21 protein-coding genes and 1 riboswitch are annotated in these 19,710 nt (G+C 41.2%); of the genes, 5 read left to right on the top strand and 16 right to left on the bottom strand.

The features are described from left to right. Positions 1–50: 50 nt before the first annotated feature. Entirely contained in the window at positions 51–1,013 is a 963-nt protein-coding gene (locus tag FGG79_RS16715; protein WP_138780408.1) for a 2-hydroxyacid dehydrogenase, read from the bottom strand. A 71-nt stretch (positions 1,014–1,084) separates the two neighbouring features. After that, on the bottom strand, positions 1,085–2,086 hold the full coding sequence (gene yutH, locus FGG79_RS16710; protein WP_138780406.1) for a spore coat putative kinase YutH: 1,002 nt from the start codon (positions 2,084–2,086) through the stop codon (positions 1,085–1,087). Positions 2,087–2,325: 239 nt separating this feature from the next. Between yutH and FGG79_RS16705 the strand changes: the two genes are divergently transcribed. Continuing rightward, positions 2,326–2,835: a phosphatidylglycerophosphatase A family protein gene (locus FGG79_RS16705; RefSeq protein WP_138780404.1), complete on the top strand. Its 510-nt coding sequence runs from the start codon at positions 2,326–2,328 to the stop codon at positions 2,833–2,835. Between the two features lie 661 nt (positions 2,836–3,496). On the opposite strand, the gene FGG79_RS16695 is transcribed toward FGG79_RS16705, so the two are convergent. The 3 genes from FGG79_RS16695 to FGG79_RS16685 form a co-directional block, all read right to left on the bottom strand. Further along, positions 3,497–3,748, bottom strand: coding sequence for a helix-turn-helix domain-containing protein (locus FGG79_RS16695; RefSeq protein WP_138780402.1), 252 nt, complete (start codon positions 3,746–3,748; stop codon positions 3,497–3,499). 597 nt (positions 3,749–4,345) lie between these two features. Further along, positions 4,346–5,110 (bottom strand): TIGR01457 family HAD-type hydrolase, encoded by a 765-nt coding sequence (locus FGG79_RS16690; protein ID WP_138780400.1) that lies wholly within the window; start codon positions 5,108–5,110, stop codon positions 4,346–4,348. A 101-nt stretch (positions 5,111–5,211) separates the two neighbouring features. Next, on the bottom strand, positions 5,212–5,649 hold the full coding sequence (locus FGG79_RS16685) for a DUF86 domain-containing protein (protein WP_138780398.1): 438 nt from the start codon (positions 5,647–5,649) through the stop codon (positions 5,212–5,214). A gap of 136 nt (positions 5,650–5,785) precedes the next feature. Between FGG79_RS16685 and FGG79_RS16680 the strand changes: the two genes are divergently transcribed. Both FGG79_RS16680 and FGG79_RS16675 read left to right on the top strand, forming a co-directional pair. After that, entirely contained in the window at positions 5,786–6,055 is a 270-nt protein-coding gene (locus FGG79_RS16680; protein WP_138780396.1) for a DUF3055 domain-containing protein, read from the top strand. Positions 6,056–6,127: 72 nt separating this feature from the next. After that, complete coding sequence (locus FGG79_RS16675) at positions 6,128–6,421, top strand: cytosolic protein (protein WP_138780394.1); 294 nt, start codon at positions 6,128–6,130, stop codon at positions 6,419–6,421. Positions 6,422–6,661: 240 nt separating this feature from the next. On the opposite strand, the gene FGG79_RS16670 is transcribed toward FGG79_RS16675, so the two are convergent. Next, complete coding sequence (locus FGG79_RS16670) at positions 6,662–6,937, bottom strand: YutD family protein (RefSeq protein WP_138780392.1); 276 nt, start codon at positions 6,935–6,937, stop codon at positions 6,662–6,664. Between the two features lie 108 nt (positions 6,938–7,045). Between FGG79_RS16670 and FGG79_RS16665 the strand changes: the two genes are divergently transcribed. After that, on the top strand, positions 7,046–7,774 hold the full coding sequence (locus tag FGG79_RS16665; protein WP_138780390.1) for a YhcN/YlaJ family sporulation lipoprotein: 729 nt from the start codon (positions 7,046–7,048) through the stop codon (positions 7,772–7,774). 237 nt (positions 7,775–8,011) lie between these two features. Here the strand turns inward: FGG79_RS16665 and lipA are convergent, their stop codons facing one another. Continuing rightward, positions 8,012–8,938, bottom strand: coding sequence for a lipoyl synthase (gene lipA, locus FGG79_RS16660; RefSeq protein WP_346764083.1), 927 nt, complete (start codon positions 8,936–8,938; stop codon positions 8,012–8,014). Positions 8,939–9,196: 258 nt separating this feature from the next. Here lipA and FGG79_RS16655 point away from each other — a divergent pair, with 258 nt between their 5' ends. Further along, complete coding sequence (locus FGG79_RS16655) at positions 9,197–10,156, top strand: M23 family metallopeptidase (RefSeq protein ID WP_138780561.1); 960 nt, start codon at positions 9,197–9,199, stop codon at positions 10,154–10,156. A 39-nt stretch (positions 10,157–10,195) separates the two neighbouring features. On the opposite strand, the gene FGG79_RS16650 is transcribed toward FGG79_RS16655, so the two are convergent. The 9 genes from FGG79_RS16650 to FGG79_RS16610 all read right to left on the bottom strand — a co-directional run bounded on the left by FGG79_RS16650 (position 10,196) and on the right by FGG79_RS16610 (position 19,649). Continuing rightward, complete coding sequence (locus tag FGG79_RS16650; RefSeq protein WP_082386369.1) at positions 10,196–10,303, bottom strand: methionine/alanine import family NSS transporter small subunit; 108 nt, start codon at positions 10,301–10,303, stop codon at positions 10,196–10,198. 1 nt (position 10,304) lies between these two features. Continuing rightward, positions 10,305–11,831, bottom strand: a complete 1,527-nt coding sequence (locus FGG79_RS16645; protein ID WP_138780388.1) for a sodium-dependent transporter — start codon at positions 11,829–11,831, stop codon at positions 10,305–10,307. Between the two features lie 295 nt (positions 11,832–12,126). Further along, positions 12,127–13,689, bottom strand: coding sequence for a Na+/H+ antiporter NhaC family protein (locus tag FGG79_RS16640; protein WP_138780386.1), 1,563 nt, complete (start codon positions 13,687–13,689; stop codon positions 12,127–12,129). 115 nt (positions 13,690–13,804) lie between these two features. Beyond that, positions 13,805–13,987: riboswitch (Lysine riboswitch) on the bottom strand. A gap of 79 nt (positions 13,988–14,066) precedes the next feature. Continuing rightward, positions 14,067–14,831, bottom strand: a complete 765-nt coding sequence (gene yunB / locus FGG79_RS16635) for a sporulation protein YunB (RefSeq protein WP_138780384.1) — start codon at positions 14,829–14,831, stop codon at positions 14,067–14,069. Positions 14,832–14,889: 58 nt separating this feature from the next. Continuing rightward, positions 14,890–16,002, bottom strand: a complete 1,113-nt coding sequence (locus FGG79_RS16630) for an HD-GYP domain-containing protein (protein ID WP_138780382.1) — start codon at positions 16,000–16,002, stop codon at positions 14,890–14,892. A gap of 219 nt (positions 16,003–16,221) precedes the next feature. Continuing rightward, positions 16,222–16,524, bottom strand: coding sequence for a YunC family protein (locus tag FGG79_RS16625; RefSeq protein ID WP_138780380.1), 303 nt, complete (start codon positions 16,522–16,524; stop codon positions 16,222–16,224). A gap of 56 nt (positions 16,525–16,580) precedes the next feature. Then, positions 16,581–17,933, bottom strand: coding sequence for a bifunctional metallophosphatase/5'-nucleotidase (locus FGG79_RS16620; protein ID WP_138780378.1), 1,353 nt, complete (start codon positions 17,931–17,933; stop codon positions 16,581–16,583). 27 nt (positions 17,934–17,960) lie between these two features. After that, on the bottom strand, positions 17,961–18,785 hold the full coding sequence (locus FGG79_RS16615; protein ID WP_138780377.1) for a sulfite exporter TauE/SafE family protein: 825 nt from the start codon (positions 18,783–18,785) through the stop codon (positions 17,961–17,963). Positions 18,786–18,806: 21 nt separating this feature from the next. After that, the gene (locus FGG79_RS16610; protein ID WP_138780374.1) at positions 18,807–19,649 is read right to left on the bottom strand and encodes a DUF72 domain-containing protein; all 843 of its coding nucleotides are present in this window, start codon (positions 19,647–19,649) and stop codon (positions 18,807–18,809) included. Between the last annotated feature and the right edge of the window lie 61 nt (positions 19,650–19,710).

The following is a 19,710-nucleotide window of genomic DNA, read 5'->3' as shown; positions in this document are numbered from 1 at the left end:
GAATCACTCACTTAAAGCCTAAATCCTTCTGGATTTAGGCTTTTTTTGTTTTACTTCACCCTATTCCTCGGAATGTCTCCCTTCAATACTGCCTCGATATTCTCTGCACATAAGGTCATCATGCTATGGCGGGTATCTTTCGACGAGCTCCCGATATGTGGGGTGGCCACCACTTGATCGAATTGAAGGAGCGGATGATCCGGATCGATCGGCTCAGTTTCGAACACATCTAAGCCTGCTCCTGCTATGTCACCCCTCTCTAATGCTTTCATTAAGGCTCCTTCATTTACAATCGGACCACGGGCTGCATTGATGAGGATGGACGATTCTTTCATCATGTTGAAGTGTTCTTCATGAAACATTTCCTTTGTATCATCATTCAAGGGAGCAAGAATGACCACGAAATCTGCTTGGGTGAGAAGTTCCTCAAACCCTGCATATTGAACACCCAATTCCAGTTCTCGATCGTGCTTTCTGGAACGATTATGGTATAGGACATTCATATTGAACCCCTTTGCTCTTCTGGCTACCGCTTCACCGATACTTCCCATCCCAACAATCCCGATTGTTTTGTGATGAATATCTGAACCAGCCAGGAGTAAAGGTGACCAGCTTTTCCACTTTCCTTCTTTAATATAGCGATCTGCTTCAACGATCCTTCTGGCTGTAGCCATCAAAAGCCCAAAGGTTAAATCAGCCGTTGTTTCCGTCAGAACATCCGGCGTATTGCATATGGTTACACCGAATTCATTTGCCGCTTCCAAATCGATATTGTCATATCCTACTGCAAGGTTTGCGATGACTTTCAAAGAGGGAGATCTCTGTAATAATGTCCGATCTACTTTATCCGAAAGCATTGTGAGTAAAGCAGAGGCTTTCTCAGCTTTCTGCAGAAGAATGTCTCTTGGTACCGTCGCATCCTCACGCTCCCACATCTCGACCTCGAAATCATTTCGTAATGAAGCAATCACTGCTTCCGGCAGCTTTCTCGTAATATAGATAAATGGCTTCATATGTAGTCCCTACCTTCACTCTTTTCTCCAGTTTAGCATAAAAGTGAAGGTCTCACTCTGGGAAGTCTACGCTATAGCCATGCTACAAGCGGGATTCCCCATTTTTTCACGGGTACTTCCGACATATGATAAAAATCAGCCAGAAATGCTTCATATTGATGGGAATTCTTCAAATAACGTTCGAGCTTCTCTTCTACTACTTTCTTCTTTTGTTCAGATTGAGAAATATAATATTCTTCGACGCATTCGAAATAATGAAGGGGAAATAATAGTCTTGAATACAGCAATCTCCATGAAAAAGGGGAAAGGGGAGAAATCGATTCATATTCTTTCATAAATTCCTGGAGGTCTGGATGAAACGTTTGGCTCCTCATGAAATAACGCTCCCTCACCCACTCGGCAATATCCCGGCTGTAATGATCGAATACCCATTGAAAAGGGAAGTGGATAGACACCTCTCTTCCCCATGTAGATTGGAGAAATCTCTCATGGCATATGGTCCCAGCATCCACAGCCACCGGATCTTCATCGAGCTCAGTATCCACCAGATATTGAATAGCATTTTCCGTCAAAGCACTATAGTAAGGGTAACTCTCTACAAAGCGACGTTCAAACTCATCAACAGGCTGATCCTGTATGACCTGGTAATAGGCCTTCTCCAGCTGGGCAAGGCGCTTTTCCCAAAGATCCTTCCACTGTCCCATCCGGTTGATCTTCTCTACTTTCTCTTCAAAGGTCCGTCCCCTGAAATGAAATTTACTTAGCTTTCTGCCAAGCTTATTGTCTGGGGGTGATGGGATGCTTTCATTTCTTAATACCACATAATCTTTATCTTTTTCTACAACCAGGAATCTCCCTTCGTTGCTTTGAACGAAGGTTGATACATGACGGTCACCCTGACCTTTTAGATGCTCGGCTAGTTTATAAAGTTCCACTAAGGTTTCCTGTTCCATATTCGAAACGGTTACAATACTATATACTAATCCCCCGACCATATATCGATCCATCATACCATCGTAAAATGCCCGCTCAGGATGCAGCCCAAAATGATTGATTAATATTTCTTGAGACATGCAAATCTCTCCTATCTAAAGTGACCATCTTTTTATCGTGCATTAACATGACACACTTAAAATATGTGCAAAAAAATGATTCCTTTGCATTGATGAATATCTAAATCAAGAGATGGGCAAGAATGAGAACAGAAGCTATTATTATGTCTATTTTTCAATTGGGAATCATATGAGTAAAACAAGGCTTCGTCTAATCGAAATAGGGGTTTTATAATCTTTCAAGGAAAAAGGTGAATAGGATGAAGGATAAAGAATCAATGGATTTATTAGAGAAAACCGCACGTAAATGGTTACATGAAAGAGGAGTGGAAATTGAGGATATCGCTCAACTGGTCATGTACCTTCAACAAAAGTATCATCCTGATCTTGAATTAAAGGAATGTGTCTATAACGTTGAACGTGTGTTAACGAAGCGTGAAGTACAGAATGCGATACTAACAGGTATTCAACTTGATATATTAGCTGAGAAAAAGATGTTGGAAGAACCTTTGCAAGCAATTATCGAAGTAGATGAGGGGTTGTATGGTGTAGATGAAATCCTTGCTTTTTCGATTGTGAACGTATATGGATCGATCGGGTTTACGAACTATGGATTTATCGATAAGCAAAAACCGGGAATTCTTGAGAGGTTGAACGATAAATCATCAGGAATGTGTCATACCTTCTTAGATGATATTGTCGGTGCCATCGCTGCAGCTGCTTCCAGCCGCCTTGCACACCGGGCCGAAGCGCAGAATGAGAATGAATAAATCCCAAATCAGACGATCCAAGTCGTCTGATTTTTTAGTGATAGAAGAAGTATGCTGATACTCACTCTTTAGACGTTTGTATTCACACATAATGAAATCCTTTTAACTACCTTTAGTATTACACATCGATGAATAGTTTTTACTGAGGCTGGGACATAACCAAATCAATATAATCGAAAAACGAACAATCAGGATATAAGACCATGTTAGGGTTTCTTGTGACACCGCTGTTGATTTCCGTGCAAGACTTCGCTTTCCTCGGGGCGGAAGGCGAGCCTCCTCGTCGCTGACGCTCCTGCGGGGTCTCACCTATTCCGCTTTTCCCGCAGGAGTCTTCGTCTTGCACTCCAATCAACAGCTAGAACCAGTTAAATACACTGAGTATGCTTTTAAAATAACAATAAAAAATCCGAACGTTTTCGATTTTCATGAAAAAATATCGAATAATTGTTCAGATTTTTCTTGGCTAAAACCCTTTTGTCCCAGCCCCATTAATGTACTAAGGATTACTTAAACGAAAACACATCAAATAAAGGCTTTCACTTAAAAAGATCCTAAGCGACGGAGCCCTTATTGATGCCTAGAAAGCAAAATAGGTAAAAATCAGTAATGATCTTATCATTCTGATCGAACTAGAAATAATAAAGAAAAAATTAGTTCATTAACGTACCGTTTGATTGTAGATGTCTTTGTGTTCTTCACAACTTGGCATGATCTCATCCCACTGAACATCCAGAGCACATACGATCGCGTTTAGCTTGTTTAGAGAAGGGTTCGCCTCTCCTTTTTCAATCAATGAAATGTAATTAACCGTTAATCCACATTTGCGACTCAGTTCTTGGATGGTGATTTCCCTTGCTCTTCTATGGTGCCTTATTTTCTTTCCGACAAGTCCTGTAACTGTAATACTCATTACCTCACTACCCTTTTAAAAATTCTTTAGAAATGACGTGGATTGTTTCGAAAATCAAACCAAGAAACAGTGACTTTCATTCTTAAAGTTGTTTGCATTCGTAAAGAATAGTTAGAAATTGAAGACAGTATCAACGCTAATAGTCCCCTACTACCTTTGGTGTTTACCCTAGTTCAATACCTTTACACTTAATTTCGGAAGATTTTAAAAAGAAATTCAAAAATCTTTCTTAACCTATTCTTTTCTCACGTTCATTCTGCCTATTCCTTTTATGTACTCAAGCATGTGTAACGGAAAAATGAAAGTTAGTTAGAGGAAATACTTCATCATACATAAGGAGTTACACTGTTGTTCCTTCTATGATACTTAACAACAATACCCCGAGAGGCGTAGGTATTCATTGAAATAAGACCATAAAAAGAGGCCTTAAAGTATAAAAAGTATTCTAATTACTTCTTTAACACTAATTCTATTCTACTTTTCCAAACGTTGGTTGTCTATTCTGAATATATTACTAATTTATTATATTTTTACCATAATGGTTCGTGCAAGGGTTGTTTCGGTGTGGAGGCGGTTCATCTGCCTCCACTTTTTTCATTAAATATCCCATTCCCCTAAGTTTTCTATTGTATAGGTTGGCTGAATGTTTTTTGAACGCAACCCATCTTTCGTGGTGACTCCTGTATGAACCAGAAGCGTATCAAGCTCTGCGTTTATTCCAGCTAATATATCTGTATCATAATTATCACCCACCATAAGCGTATCTTCTTTCGGGATTCCTAATACTTCGAGAGCCTGTTCCATAATGATTGATTCTGGCTTTCCGATAAAGATCGGTTCAGTTTGTGTGGAAACCGTGACAACGGATGTCAGTGAGCCATTCCCAGGCAGTAAACCTCTTTCAGTCGGAATCGCAATATCTCCATTCGTCGATATAAAGGTTGCTCCATTTCTTACACCTAGACAAGCAAGGGAAAGTTTCTCATAGTTAATATCCCGATCAATTCCAACTACCACGAAATCAGGATTCTCATTCTGGAGCGTGATGCCGTTCTCTTCAAGCGCTGAACGGATTCCTTCTTCACCGATGACATAAGCGGAGCCATTCGGTTTTTTCTTAGCCATATATGTCGCAGTGGCCATTGATGTCGTAAACACCTGTTCCTTCGTTGCTGGAATATCGAAGGAACGTAATTTTCCAGCAACCTGTTCCGGGCTTCTTGAGGAATTATTCGTCACAAATAGATAAGGCAATCCCTTTTTCTGCAATCGTTTAACGAAGTCCCCTGCTTCCTCTATTTTCTCTTTCCCCTTATACATCGTACCGTCTAAATCAATTAAATAGCCTTTATATTCTTTCATTAGTTTACCTCCATAATTGTGTATAGTATGTCCCTTCATTCGTTGGGGCTTTCTGCAAATAAATAAAACGCCTTCTATATAGAAAGCGCTGTCAAATACTCTTAATTTTTAAATGCAGATACAGGACCGAGTTCATTCTCAAGATAGTTGCGTACCTGTTGTGGATATTGAGTTAATGATTGAAAAACATCTTTTAAGATCATGTGTAATTGATTATGATCAACCGATATATAGTCCTGAACAAGTGGTTTACGCTGTTCGACAAGTCGTTTAAGATCTTCACTCATCTTCTCACTGATCACCTTTTCATCCAACAGAATATCAATGATATCCTCGTAGCTTCCAGGGTCCCTCATAATAAATCCATCGATCATACTGTTTCCTACATCAAGAATGGATTCAACGAGTGTATGGGCAACGCGCTCTAAGGCTAATTTCTCTAATGTGGAGCCCCATTGATCATGATCATTGATGATCATCAATTGCTCATTCATATACACTAATATTTCTTCAATCTTTTCTCTATCTACAAAATACACGGTGCTCACCTCTTTCTAAAACGAAATCTTCAAACTTTATTTTAACATAATTTCTCCATTAACATATAGCTCCACCCTGCATTTGTCCCCTCAGTTTGATATGATGAAATAAGCAGAAAAAGAGGAGGACATCGTCATGAGTGAACGATTTTATTTATACGATGACATGGAAAATACAAAAACCCGCTTTGTCAGCTTTATGGGTGAAAATCAACGGTACGACCTTGCTATTACCCAAACCGAACGCTATTACGGAAAATCTTTAGTATTGGATCTTCAAGGCAGCCGATTTTCAATCATCGGCAGGGATGACCTTGATGAGCCGGGGTATGTAGAAAGTGTATTTAAATTAACAGAGGAAGAAGCGGATGAATTAAGGGATTTCTTAGGGGAAATCATTCTTTAGTCGGTTATACTGCTTAAAGAATGAACTCCACCTCCCTCTCACATACTAAAGGTATGAAAGGTGGGAGATAAAATGAGTAAAGACCGTAAAGATGAAGTATACAGCGACTTCTCCAATGTGGAAACATACCGTAATTTCCTCGTACCGGAAACGCTTCCGGAAGGTCCATATGGGGCTCCGAGAGGAAAACATTCCCCTGTTGAAAACAAAAGCACACCTTGGGAAGAGGGCCAACGTTACTATAGTGCCTTCAACTATGAAAACAAATCCCTTCATCAGGATATTCCACGCCAAGAACCTGGATCTCATCCAGTTCATGCAGATCCTGAAGTGAATGAGGAACCCCCTTATACAGAAAATGAGTAAAATGATAAATCAGGGTGAAGTGAAATTTGCTTCACTCTGATTTGATATGCTTGGAGTTTTATACGAAGGGGGAGTTGCGCAACGAAACTTGTTAGTTACGCAATATACACCGATAGTTACGCAACTAACACTGAAAGTGAGTCGATTCTATTCCCTTTTGTTCGGCTCCCCTTGGTGAAATAGCTTTTAAGCGTAAAGAAAGGAACAAACGAGTCCCTCGCTTGTTCCTTTCTTTACTTATTATTTACTAACTTTTTTCACAAGAAAATAAGCGCAGCCAAAATTACAGTATTCATATAAGTAATCTTTGTGTGTACTTACCTTTGTGTCAAAAGAAGACTTTTGATTGTGATCATCGAAGAATCCCTTTAATCTGAGCTGGCCGTATCCCCAATCACCGAGGATATAATCGTATTTGCTTAAAATATCGCTATATCTTTCCTTGAATGCTTCCTCGTTGAATCCGTCTCTAAATTCTTCAACGATTTCGTAGCACGTATTCTGTACACAAATCATCGCGTCCACCCACTTTCATTTCCTTATCTTAAATTATAACGGATTGTCCATTAATTACTATGAAAAATTACAATAAGAGATGGTCACCCTAACAAATAGGGGGTGTTTATGTTGAATAAAATAATCCTGGGTACAACTGTATTAAGTATCACACTAATCGGAACAGCCTGTAATGGAATAGACACGGCCAATGAAGAAATGTTTCATGATAACGGAAACACCATCAATGTAAGTGACCGGGAAGACCTGTATAACGAAAATAACTGGACCAAAAAAGGTGCTCATCGCGGGGAAAGCTTCGGTTATGTCCGACAGCAAAAGAGCCCTACCGGTGGCCAAAATATTTCAACGAAGGATATGTACAGTATCAATCGTGAACAGGTCGCGGACAGTATCAGTAAAATGAGTGTCTCCCTTCCCGATGTTAAAGACTGCTCCACTCTCGTCACAGACGAAGAAGTGCTTGTCTCCTATATTACAGATAAAAAGGATAAAGACGGTCGCTTTGAAGTAGCCGATCAAGTAAAGAAAACAGCCATGTCTGTCATCCCACGATGGTACCATGTTTATGTAACAGATGACAAAAGCTTGATGCGTAATGTCGAAAACCTTGCCCAAATGGATAGTGATAGTGATAACGTCAACACAGCCATTGATGACACGATTAACCTTATGCTACAAGACTCTCCCCAAGGGAAAAATGTAGACTCAGGTGAAAATGCAAATGGTGAAATGACATCAGATCAATACGAGATGCGTGACGACGACACCCACAAAATCAATATGGACCGTCAAAAACGCAACGACTATACTGATACGGATAAAATGATGGACTAACAGAAAAGCGGAGACGGCTTGGTCAGGCCCGACAAGCACAACTGGGAAATCCCAAAAGGCGCCTTTTGCCTTATGGGATTTTTCAGTTGTGACCTCGAGGGACTAGCCGCCGGAGCTCGACAACAAGAAAAGCGGAGACGGCTTAGTAAGGCCAGCTCCGCCTTTTTCTTCTGCTACAAAAAGGACTGACTGTTAGAGAGCTTCTCCTTCAAGTCAGTCCTTTACTATTATGTGAAATTAGGCTTTTTGAACTTCTTGCTCACCTTTTGCCTGCTTTGCTTTTGCAGCTGCGTTCACTTGCTCGTCTGCATGATAAGAAGAACGAACAAGAGGACCCGCTTCACAGTGACTGAAGCCTTTTTCCATCGCTGCTTCACGCAATTCAGCAAATTCATCAGGGTGATAATATTTTTGAACTTTCAAGTGTTTCTTGGAAGGTTGCAGGTATTGACCTAATGTCACGATATCGACATGGTGTGCACGCAAGTCATCCATCGTTTCAAGAATTTCTTCCTTCGTTTCTCCAAGTCCAACCATGATACTAGATTTTGTCGGGATATCAGGATTTAATTCTTTTGCACGACGTAGGAATTCCAGAGTACGATCGTAAGTGGCACGGGCACGAACCCTTGGAGTCAAGCGGCGAACAGTTTCGACATTGTAGTTCATAATGTCTGGCTTCGCATCCATTAGTGTCTTAATGTTATCGAAAATCCCACCCATATCTGAAGGTAATACTTCGATCGATGTGAATGGACTTTTACGACGAATGGCACGAACCGTTTCAGCAAAGACCTGAGAACCACCGTCTTTTAAGTCATCACGAGCAACAGCCGTAATCACGACATGCTTTAGATTCATCATTTGTACAGAATCGGCCACGCGTTCCGGTTCTTTCAAATCTAATTCAGTCGGAAGGCCTGTTTTCACAGCACAAAAACGACATGCACGTGTACAAATATCTCCGAGAATCATGAATGTAGCTGTACGTCTAGTTCCCCAGCACTCATGAATATTAGGACAACGAGCCTCTTCACATACTGTGTGAAGGTTGTTTTCACGCATCATCTTTTTTAAGCCCATATAGTTATCGTTCGTATTTAGCTTAATTTTAAGCCAATCCGGTTTACGAATGTGTTCATCTTTCTTGCTCATACCCCTCATCTCCAATCCTAAATATTCTGACTTAGGCAAAGAGTGAAACGCTATCTTGATCGTTCATCTTATGTAAATAAAGCCATCATCAATATACTTCTTTTGTCACTTTATCATACTAAAAAAGTGAAAACAAGCATGTGTTACCCTATTACCATTTATTGATGATTATGAATCCTTGAGAACGATACAAACTACTAATAGGTCCCTAAAAATGGAGTGATTATTTTGTACAAACGATTGGTCTTTACCCTTGTTGCATTTTTCATGTTTGCAAGTCCCTCTCTCTCCAGCGCAGCAGAAACGCTGACAGATGAAGAGATTCACACAAAACGTATGGAACTATTCCAAAAAAGTGAGGCCCTGACCCAAATCCCCTGGTACTACTTAGCCGCAATCGATCAATACGAGCGTAGTCTCAGCTTTGCCCGTAAGGACAGGGATAAGCCATCTTCTCTTATATCAATTTATATGGAGTCTGAAAAATGGGTCGGTCCTCTAAATCCTAACACTGAAGATGACAATCCTGAAACGATTGCTCTATTCGGCGGAATCGGTCGAGATGGGAACCTTGATGGAAAAGCGAGCCTGAAGAGTGATGAAGACATTCTTGCTGCCTTAACAGACTACATCTTGGGATATGGCATTGATCGGGACAACTTTAAGCTTGCCCTCTGGGACTATTACAAGCGTGATAAAACTGTCAGCATCATAATGGGAAATGCTAAAATATATAAACAGTACGGAACGATTCATTTAAATAAGAAAGCCTTCCCACTCCCATTGCGATTCAATTACAGCTACCGAAACACTTGGGGTGATGCCCGTGGATGGGGCGGAAGACGCATTCATGAAGGGACGGACCTATTTGCGGATTACGGGGTCCCTGTAAGGGCTACATCTTATGGAATCATTGAGATGAAGGGTTGGAACCGTTATGGAGGCTGGCGGATCGGGATACGTGACATCAATAATACGTATCATTACTTCGCCCACTTGAGTGGTTTCGCTAAAGATCTTCAAGTAGGACAAGTCGTTGAACCTGGCATGATGATCGGCGGTGTTGGAAGCTCTGGATATGGACCTCCTGGAACTTCGGGGAAATTCCCCCCTCACTTACATTACGGTATGTATAAGGATAATGGTTTGACGGAATGGTCCTTTGATCCCTATCCTCATTTAAGGATGTGGGAGCGTCAGGAACGAATCGAAAACAAGAAGCACTAAAAAAGCAGACAATGGAGACCCATCGTCTGCTTCTTCCTTTTATACTTGTTTCTTTGACTTGGAAACAGCGTTCATGATACTAGCTGCTAATCCACCCCAGATGATGACCATACCTACAACCATCATTGCAATCGCGCTACCACTCATGTTAGCTTACCTCCTTATAGCTTTCAGCATCTGTTTTTGCATGCCAGCGTTTAAATCCGAATGCTACCCCTATCAGGATCGCAAAGGCTGCCACAAACCATCCACTGTAAAGCACGAAAGTATCAGAATAGCCTCCGTAGTTTCCAGTTTCGTTGTCAAATTCTTTAAGTAAGTTCATTTTGAATAAACCGAACATCATCCAACCTAGGACGATTGGTGTGATGACTCCCAAACATACTTTCCACCAAGCTCCAAGCTGAATATCTGAGATACCATTGGCATGGGATTGGAATGTTCCAAGTTTGCGCAGGAACCATGCAACCACTAATACTTCCACTAATCCTACAAACGCTACTCCAAATTGGTTGATGAAGTAATCCGCTACATCCAGGAACAATAGTCCTCCCTGAGTTGCAAAAAGGATAGAGATGACAGCTGAAAGTCCGCCACCGAATATAACGGCTTTGTTACGGGAGATCCCGAACTTCTCTGAAACAGCTGCTACATACGTTTCAGATATCGAAATTAACGATGACAAACCGGCAAGGACAAGGGAAGCAAAGAATAAGAATCCAAATACTTCGTTGAATGCTGGAAATTCGTTAATGATTTGAGGGAATACAACAAAGGCTAATCCAACGCCACCACTCACAACATCCTGCACTGCAACACCTTGAGATTGTGCCATGAACCCTAACGCCGCAAATACACCGATACCTGCTAATAATTCAAAGCCGGAATTACTGAAACCTGTGATAAATGCATTATTCGTAATATCCGATTTTTTAGGCAGATAACTTGAGTACGTAATCATGATGGCAAAGGCAATGGATAAACTAAAGAATATCTGTCCATATGCTGCCACCCATACGCCGGGATCAGCAATTTTACTGAAGTCTGGTTTGAAGAATGCGTCTAGCCCCTCCATCGCACCAGGTAAAGTTAAAGCGCGAACAACAATAATTAAAAATAAAATGACAAGTGCTGGAATAAAGATTTTATTCGCTACTTCGATCCCTTTCTTAACTCCTTTGAAGAGGATTCCAAGCGTAACGGCCCATACGATGACTAGCGGAATGAAGACACCAGGAACCACGCTGCCTGTTTGACCCGGGTCAACAGAAAGGTTCAAATAGTCGCTGAACAAAAATGTTTCTGTATCTGTTCCCCACCCTAAATTGAATGAAAACACACTATACGACATCGCCCAGGCGATAATGACGGCATAGTAGGTTGAAATGACAAAGGCAATTAATACTTGCCACCAGCCAAGCCATTCGGTTTTCTTATTAAGACGGAAATAAGATAACGGTGCTGAACCACGGAACTTATGACCAATTGTGAATTCAAGTACTAATAATGGAATACCTGCTGTTAGAAGAGCGAATAAATAAGGAATAAAGAATGCTCCACCACCATTTTCATACGCTACTGCTGGAAAACGCCAAATGTTTCCGAGTCCGATTGCCGAGCCGACAGCAGCTAGAATAAATCCTGCTCGTGTACCAAATTGTGCACGTTTCTCCATTTTGTTCCCCCCTAGTTCTTTCCAACTACCTTTTAAGGTATTTGAAATTTTTATATTTTCAGATTATTTTAATCTAAAGTCAGTATAGCTAGTTCTTGGACAATTGTCAAAGCTTTATTTTAACGTTACATACAGAAATTCAAAAAAGGAATACCGGTACTATATCACCATAAGAATTTTGTCGAATCATGAAGACTCAGGGGGACAAAGGTTCAGAAGATTTTTTAATGATTCTTCACTTTGAGCTCCATAAAAAAACCCAGGAGCAAAAATATCTCCTGGGTTTCGTGTGCTCTTATTCAGTTGGAGCCGGCTTTGCTTTTTCACCAAATAGCAAGGCGAATGCAACGATCAGAATAATCACAACTGCTAATCCAAGCAGTGTACTTCCAGTGAATCCTAATACAAGGTATCCAATGGAAGCCACCACAGCACCTATGATGGCATATGGTAACTGCGTGATCACGTGATCAATATGATTGCTTCCTGCTCCTGTAGAAGAAAGAATGGTTGTATCCGAAATCGGTGAACAATGGTCACCCAGAACGGACCCGGCTAAAACGGCAGCCATTGCAGGAAGTAAGATACTTACATCTGTTGCTGCGGCGATTTCCCCAGCAATCGGAAGCAGGATTCCGAATGATCCCCAAGATGTACCTGTAGAGAAAGCCATGATTCCCGCTACCAGGAATAAAATGACCGGCAATGCCTGCATCGGAAGGCTAGACTGTTCAACCAGTCCAGCAAGATACGTACCTGTTTGCAATTGGTCGATTAGTGTCACAATCGTCCAGGCAAAGATGAGTATATATACCGCTGGAAGCATTGACTTGATTCCTTCTACGACAGCTGTACCAATGGCTCCCGCTCCAATTCCATTCAAGCTGACTTGACGAAGGAAGAAGATCAGAGCAACTAGAAGACCGAATAAACCACCGTACAATAATGATTTAGTCACATCCGTATTTTCAAAAATCGGCAATATGTCGAATGAGCCCACTTCTTGATACCCCGTCCACAGCATCATAGAAACTGTGCCGATCACAAGTGCAACAATCGGCCAGACAAGATCTCCAACAGTACCTTTTGAACTGACAGGAAGATCATTTTTCAATTCTCCAGGGATCTCTTTATCAGGGTCATAAAGCGCTCCTGTTTCAATTGCTCTGACTTCGTGTTCCTTCATTTTCCCAAAGTCCAATCCTTTATAGGCAACCATGATGACGAGTAAGACAGCCGCCCATACATAAAGATTCATTGGAATCATTTGGATGAAGGCTGAAAACGCTGTGTATTCCGTGATACTGTGTGTAGCCAGAATCGAACCAATGATCCCGATAATATATGCTCCCCAGCTTGAAATCGGTGAAACGACACAGATAGGTGCAGAAGTCGAGTCAATGATATAGGCAAGCTTTGCACGTGAGATTCTATGACGGTCTGTAATCGGTCTTGAAACCTGTCCAACCGCAAGGGCGTTAAAATAGTCATCAATAAAAATTATGATACCTAGAACAGCAGCAAGAAGCTGTGCGCCTTGTCTTGTCTTTACACGCTTCATCGCCCATTCCCCGAATGCCCGGCTACCGCCTGAAATGTTAACAAATGCAGTAATGACACCAAGAATAAGTAAGAAGAATATGATATAGACATTCCAAGTATTAAGTGCTCCATCTGCGACAAAGATGCCTTTAAAGGCGTCCCACATAAAGTTGAATGTTTTCGTAATTGAGAAATCCGCCAGTAAAAAGGCAGAAGCGACAATTCCTACTCCTAATGAAAGTAGAACCCGTCTTGTGAGTATAACCATAAGTATGGCTAAAAGGGGTGGTAATAGTGAGTAAATCGTGTTTTCCATTGTGTCCTCCTCCTAATTGATAGGGGGGAACAAACGTAGCATGATAGAGGATAATAAAAAAAGGCAACGATAGAGTAACTATCATTACCTTTATAAGTAATGTATGTGCTCCATCACGATCTGTAGCTCCCCATTATAGAGATTGCCCTATAATGACAGTGTTATCCTTTTTCAAGATAACCCCAGCAAATACACAGTTGACATGTTTATTTACTTCGGCAAAAGTTCCCTTTCGTCTGTTCTCTACGTTGTCATCCTCAAACAGATTACTCTTGAACCCTGCGCCTCTACCCCATCGGACTGATGATGTGGTGTTTTATAAAATTTTCTTTATTAATATAACAAACTATTATTCTTTTGACAACTTTTTTCCCGAACTAATTTGTGGGAAATTCAATGGAAGGTTGGGAATCTCCCCCTCCGTTATTATAAAATTGAGGCACATCCAGATGAACTGTTCCCATGGCAACCAGAATATCCTGTTTAATGGTTTCTGTTTTCGTTGCAAAAGGAATGATGATTTGCACATTTACTTCAAGCTCCACAAATACTTTTACAACAGCATTATTAATACCAAACTGTTCTACGGTCGTTTTCACATCTGAACGGACATCACCGATGGAGTGGAACTGGATAGGTATCTTCGGTCCTAAGTTACCGAGCAGCACGTTGTTGGTTGCTTGCCCTAGTGGAACCGAATAGGTGATACCTTTTGATGCTTTTGATTTCGACTTATCGATTTCAACTTCAGTGATGAATTCAAGATTTTCTATATTGCCTTCCTCTGCTTCTTGGAGGTTTTGCTGTACTAAATTCGTAATCTCTGCCTGAACCCGATTGATCGTCTGGGTATTGTATTTAAAGGAAACGATGTCACCATCTGAGTTTTTCACTTCTTCCGTTATATCTGCAATATCAAGAACGTCAGCAATTTTCTTGTTAATCGCTTTATTGATAACCAAGGTTCCGATTCTGCTTGTTTGCGTTTCTGCATAAGCAAGAAGCGTAGGCTTCAACCCTTTGTTAATGATCCACAATCCAAATCCAGTCGAAATCATAAAAAAGAGAAACGTAATGATCATAACATATCGAAAAGGCAGCGGCCCTCCTCTTCGGGGTTTGTGCGTTTTAAACTTTGACAAAAAAATCCCCCCTTACAAGCTATTTGTATGCACAGTAAGAGGGGTTTAACGCAAATATTTATTTAATTTTAAGCGATTGAGGTTCATAATCAGGGTCGAATCCCGTTATCATCTTGTCTAATTGTTTGCTTAGATCCAGGGGATAAGGACATTTTAACTCCTCACCATTTTCTTCGATAATCCGGATAACCGGTCGATCTGTTACCCCTTTATTTTGATCGGTGACAATTCCTTTTCGGCCATCGTTCAAATCGACTATCATCCCGGTCGGATAGATCGCAACCGAAGACCTGAAAGCTTCAATTACATGTGCATCGAAAAGCGTGCCAGAGCCAGCATACAATACCTCAAGTGCTTGATGGGGAAGCATAGCTTTCCGATATACACGGTTGGATGTCATAGCGTCGAACACATCAGCCACTGCAATAATCTTTGCAAATGGATGAATATCTTCACCTTTGATTCCCCGAGGATATCCGGATCCATTCAACCTCTCGTGATGTTGATAGGCACAATGGGCAATAACCAAGGGTACTGAATGAAGCTTCCTCAGAATTTCAAAGCCGTGTTCCGAGTGCTTCTTAATTTCATTGAACTCTTCTTCTGTAAGCTTACCTGGTTTCAAAAGGACATCCTCCGATACCAGCATCTTACCGATATCATGCAGAATCGCCCCTACCCCCAGCTGTTCCAATTGTTTCGGAGACAGTTTCAGTTCGAGACCAACGGAAAGTGTATAGAGTGTTACATTAAATGAATGATGAAATATATAGGAATCGTATGCAAATACATCTGTCAAAATCGTAAGGAGATCTTGGTTTGCCTTTACTTCAGACAAGACCACCTCGATTACCTGCTTCAATTGCTTGGCACTATCCTCGATCACGAGCAGATTGGGCTGGGACTTCGATGCGCTTAATTGATTAAAGGCCTTCTCGATATGCAAAACAGCATGTTGTCTCACTTTATTTGAAATGGTTCCCTTCACATGGATTCCACTAGAAAGCGAGTCTTCAATATAGACATACTGAATACTAAGCTCCTGCAATCTATAAATCATGCGTTCGGTTATCGGCACGTTATCGTGTATTAAAGCTTGACCTTTCATATTATATACCGTTGTAGCTAGAACCATGCCGGGTTTTAACGCCCTCGTTGATATAAGCCTCATAGAATTCTCCTATGTAATTCTTTCATTTTTCGACAAAATTTCCTAGTATCTCCATTATAAAGGAATAAAACGATCTTGCAAGATGCATTTCGTTATTTATTCATTAAAGAATAATGCAATGTTACAAGGAGAATATGAATGGAAATTGAGTTGTTCCCACTATTACAAAACAAAGAACCAGCCTCCATTCAATTAAGCAACTGGTCCTTTCCAACTTATTTATATCATTTTCACTAGAGCATCCCGGCCGATCATACCCGTATGGATGCCTCGATTGGCTGCTTCATAGGTAATGGACTCCAAGGGGGAATCGAGAAGCTGATCAATCGTTTTCACGCCAACAGCTCTTCCTGCAATAATTCCCCTGTCCTTTAACTTTTCATTAAGCAACGCTACATCAAGTGCTCCACACATTATATATCCATTTTCACTCGTCACAACGAGCAAATTTGTTTTCGGCAGTTCAACAGATATGGCTGTAAAAGTATGTCCCTGAATGGTAATTGGAGATAAATGCATCATGTGTCATCGCTCCCTTCATTCATATGTATGAAGGGGATCGGAAAACGGTGATTCCTCTACTGCTTTAATTTCCACTGAAGAATATCTCGTAAAAACTCAGGCATAAAGTACTTTTTTTCCAATCGTTTAAGATCGGGAAAGAAGTGACCGAAAGTGAACATATCCGGTAAGGCAAGCTTGTACACCTTTTCAGGTACAATGGGCTTGTGGTCAATTAAGACTTCATGGCCCTCCCATTGAATATTCGTGTACACAAACGTCCCCATCACTTTCCCTCTGAAACCTAATCCTTTCACTTGAAGATGTGGCCACTCTTCATTCCATGTTTGTTTAATGATTTCCTTTAACTCCGCCCCCTTCATAGTGATGAGGCATGGATTGATAGGGTGAGGAAGAATCCGGTGCAAGTCTTGCTTTGTCACTACTCCTTCTTCTAGCCCATCCAAGAGCAGTCCTGAATTTAGAAAGGCACAATCTGACCCGCACCACGCTGCAAGGGCATCACATAACATTTTCGGAAGCGGGGAGGGTTGAAACCAGTCAACAGGTAAGTGTGTCTTTAACCGGGTCACTTCCTGATTTAATAATTCCTCGCCCTCTTGAAACCATTGTGCACACTCCTCGTCCTCTTTTTCCACGTATGGCAATTCCTCTTGCACATACAGATGTGCTTTTTTGTCCATGATTTTTCTCGTGGCAACGTCAAGCTCAATCACCATATGTCCGACAAAGTGGCCATATTTCCCTGCAGCTCCGAGCATGGTGCCATTCATTTCTTTCCCCTGGTGCAATACATGATGGGTATGTGCGCCAAGAATAACGTCGATCTCCGGGAATTGGCTTGCAATCAGCTCGTCATCTCTTATACCTAAATGCGAAAGAAGAATAATCATATCGACGTGGGGGTGAAGATCTTGAACTAATTTCTCAAGTTCTTCCATTGGAGATGTGATATTCCACCCGAGTGCTTCATAAAATGGCTTGAAATAAGCCGTTAATCCCAATACCCCGATTTTTATCCCGCTATTCGTTTGATAGATATGGTGCGTTTTCACCCAACTAGGAAGCTTCAATGAGCGATCTAGTAGATTCCCTACAATGACGTGAAATTCAGCGTCGTCATAAAGACTATTCAGATCATCATAGTCCAATGTGATTCCTTCGTTGTTGCCAATCGTGACAGCGTCAAATCCAACTTCATTTAATAATTTAATATTTCCTTTTCCTAACGTCGCTTCACTTAAAGGGTGCCAGCGGTCTACGTGATCCCCGATATCAAATAGATAAACAGACTCACCTTCGCCTTCATGCCACTGCTTCCTCATTTTCAAAAAATTCCTAATTCTTGACCAATGCTCTAAATGACTGTGAAGATCATTTGTATGATAAATATGAATAGTTTCTCTCATTACTCGTTCACTCCTATTGGAGGTATATTATCCCGTTATCCCCTGGTATATCAATCGAATTCCCAATAATATTAATATCATGCGGAGTACACTTACCAATACTTTCGATTCAAGCTTTGTATTTAAATAAGCTCCGAACTTTGCCCCGATCCAGGCTCCTGGAATGAGGGCAAGAGCATACAACCACTTCACATTCCCGAACATGACATGTGTGCCCGAACTGACCAAAGCAGAGAGAAAAATCATAAACATGGATGTCGCAACGGCTACATGCGGTGGGAATAAAAAGATCAAGATCATGGCAGGTACCATCAATGATCCTCCCCCAATGCCGAATAAGCCAGAGGTAAATCCTACAATAAATGCAATGGATACTCCTAATAGAGGAGGATACCCATAACGAAAGGTATCTCCACTTGGATCGGTGAATTCCCTTTGAAAGGAAGCGTTCTTGAATTTTTCGATTGGTTTTATTTTGTTTCGGATCATTAGAATGATGGCGATCAGTATCATAAAGATACCAAAATAAAGATTAAAGCTTTCCATATTTAAACCTTTGTTCACCCATGCTCCGAGTATGGAACCAGGTCCGCTGCCTGCAAAGAATATCAAGCCGCTTTTATAATCGACCGTTTTATGCTTTAAATAGGCGAGTGTCGATGATAACCCTGTGAAAATCATTATGACTAATGAAGTACCTACTGCTGTCTGAGGGGTCATTCCTTCTATAAAGCCTGTATATGACCCAAAATAGATCAGGGCCGGGACAATGATGACGCCCCCTCCTAAACCAACAAGGGCTCCTATTGCGCCTGCAAAAAGTCCAATTGATAGAAGAACAATCCATTCCATCGATCTTTCATCTCCTGTCAGCTAAAATAAATCTAGTTGCTTCGGTGCGAGTCCTTCATATTCAATCCCCAATAATTCGATCAACTCTTTCGCATTATCAGCGGCGTCTCCACCAGAATTATTATTAAATAAAATATAAAGATCCTTAGAACGTTCGTGCAATTGATGAATATGTGGAATCCATTCCTCAAGTTCGGCACGATTATAACGATACAAATAGCGGACCTCTCTCCAGTCTTCACCATTTGGTTTGTTCCATCCATACAGATTCCTTCCGTGAAAACGAATAAGTGTCGCTTGCCTTTCAGTGGCTTCCAACACCCGGGGCACAGATCCATCGCCTGCTTGGGGTTCATCACAAATGCTATGGATCCATTCTTCCTTTTCCATAAAGGCTAACGTTTTGTCCCGAAATTGTGGTCTGAACCAGCTTTGATGTCGGAACTCAAGCGCTAGTGGAAGTCCTTTCAACTGCTCCCTGCAGTACCGGATATAGTCGACATTCTCCTTTTTACACTCGTACCATGGGGGAAATTGAAGAAGTACCATCGCTAATTTCCCTCCGTCTACATATGGAGCTAGAGATTCCTTAAAGGCTTTGAACATCTCTTCCTTTGTTTCGAAAGGGATTTCCCCTCTCTGATGTCCGGTCATCCCTTGATAAGCTTTTACAATGAATTTAAAGCCCTCTGGTGTTTCTTTCACCCATTTTTCAGCATTTCGAATAGGCTGGACGGCATAGAATGTCGTGTCCACCTCTACGATTGGAAAATGTGCTCCGTACTCTTTTAATTTATCTCTGGGGGACACATTCTTATAGAGAGTGTCATGATCTCCCCAGCCCGTAACGCCTATGTATATCATCCGCATTCACCTGCTTTATTAGAACATGTCCATTTTATCATATGAGAAATGGAAATTCTTA

It is taken from the genome of Bacillus sp. BHET2 (assembly GCF_005938125.1).
Classification (GTDB): domain Bacteria; phylum Bacillota; class Bacilli; order Bacillales; family Bacillaceae_B; genus Rossellomorea.
Note: the sequence above shows the minus strand (reverse complement) of the source record. Positions and strands in the feature narration are given on the sequence as shown.

Bases quoted from the DNA above. Each gene is read 5' to 3' on its own strand.
- FGG79_RS16705 (WP_138780404.1), top strand. From the start codon at position 2,326: ATGAAGGATAAAGAATCAATGGATTTATTAGAGAAAACCGCACGTAAA.
- FGG79_RS16690 (WP_138780400.1), bottom strand. From the start codon at position 5,110: ATGAAAGAATATAAAGGCTATTTAATTGATTTAGACGGTACGATGTAT.
- lipA (WP_346764083.1), bottom strand. From the start codon at position 8,938: ATGAGGGGTATGAGCAAGAAAGATGAACACATTCGTAAACCGGATTGG.
- FGG79_RS16630 (WP_138780382.1), bottom strand. From the start codon at position 16,002: ATGAGGCTTATATCAACGAGGGCGTTAAAACCCGGCATGGTTCTAGCT.
- FGG79_RS16615 (WP_138780377.1), bottom strand. From the start codon at position 18,785: ATGGAATGGATTGTTCTTCTATCAATTGGACTTTTTGCAGGCGCAATA.
- FGG79_RS16675 (WP_138780394.1), top strand. From the start codon at position 6,128: ATGAGTAAAGACCGTAAAGATGAAGTATACAGCGACTTCTCCAATGTG.
- yutH (WP_138780406.1), bottom strand. From the start codon at position 2,086: ATGTCTCAAGAAATATTAATCAATCATTTTGGGCTGCATCCTGAGCGG.
- FGG79_RS16715 (WP_138780408.1), bottom strand. From the start codon at position 1,013: ATGAAGCCATTTATCTATATTACGAGAAAGCTGCCGGAAGCAGTGATT.
- FGG79_RS16640 (WP_138780386.1), bottom strand. From the start codon at position 13,689: ATGGAAAACACGATTTACTCACTATTACCACCCCTTTTAGCCATACTT.
- FGG79_RS16670 (WP_138780392.1), bottom strand. From the start codon at position 6,937: ATGATTTGTGTACAGAATACGTGCTACGAAATCGTTGAAGAATTTAGA.
- FGG79_RS16680 (WP_138780396.1), top strand. From the start codon at position 5,786: ATGAGTGAACGATTTTATTTATACGATGACATGGAAAATACAAAAACC.
- FGG79_RS16620 (WP_138780378.1), bottom strand. From the start codon at position 17,933: ATGAGAGAAACTATTCATATTTATCATACAAATGATCTTCACAGTCAT.
- FGG79_RS16645 (WP_138780388.1), bottom strand. From the start codon at position 11,831: ATGGAGAAACGTGCACAATTTGGTACACGAGCAGGATTTATTCTAGCT.
- FGG79_RS16655 (WP_138780561.1), top strand. From the start codon at position 9,197: ATGTTTGCAAGTCCCTCTCTCTCCAGCGCAGCAGAAACGCTGACAGAT.
- FGG79_RS16625 (WP_138780380.1), bottom strand. From the start codon at position 16,524: ATGATGCATTTATCTCCAATTACCATTCAGGGACATACTTTTACAGCC.
- FGG79_RS16665 (WP_138780390.1), top strand. From the start codon at position 7,046: ATGTTGAATAAAATAATCCTGGGTACAACTGTATTAAGTATCACACTA.
- FGG79_RS16695 (WP_138780402.1), bottom strand. From the start codon at position 3,748: ATGAGTATTACAGTTACAGGACTTGTCGGAAAGAAAATAAGGCACCAT.
- FGG79_RS16610 (WP_138780374.1), bottom strand. From the start codon at position 19,649: ATGATATACATAGGCGTTACGGGCTGGGGAGATCATGACACTCTCTAT.
- FGG79_RS16650 (WP_082386369.1), bottom strand. From the start codon at position 10,303: ATGAGTGGTAGCGCGATTGCAATGATGGTTGTAGGTATGGTCATCATC.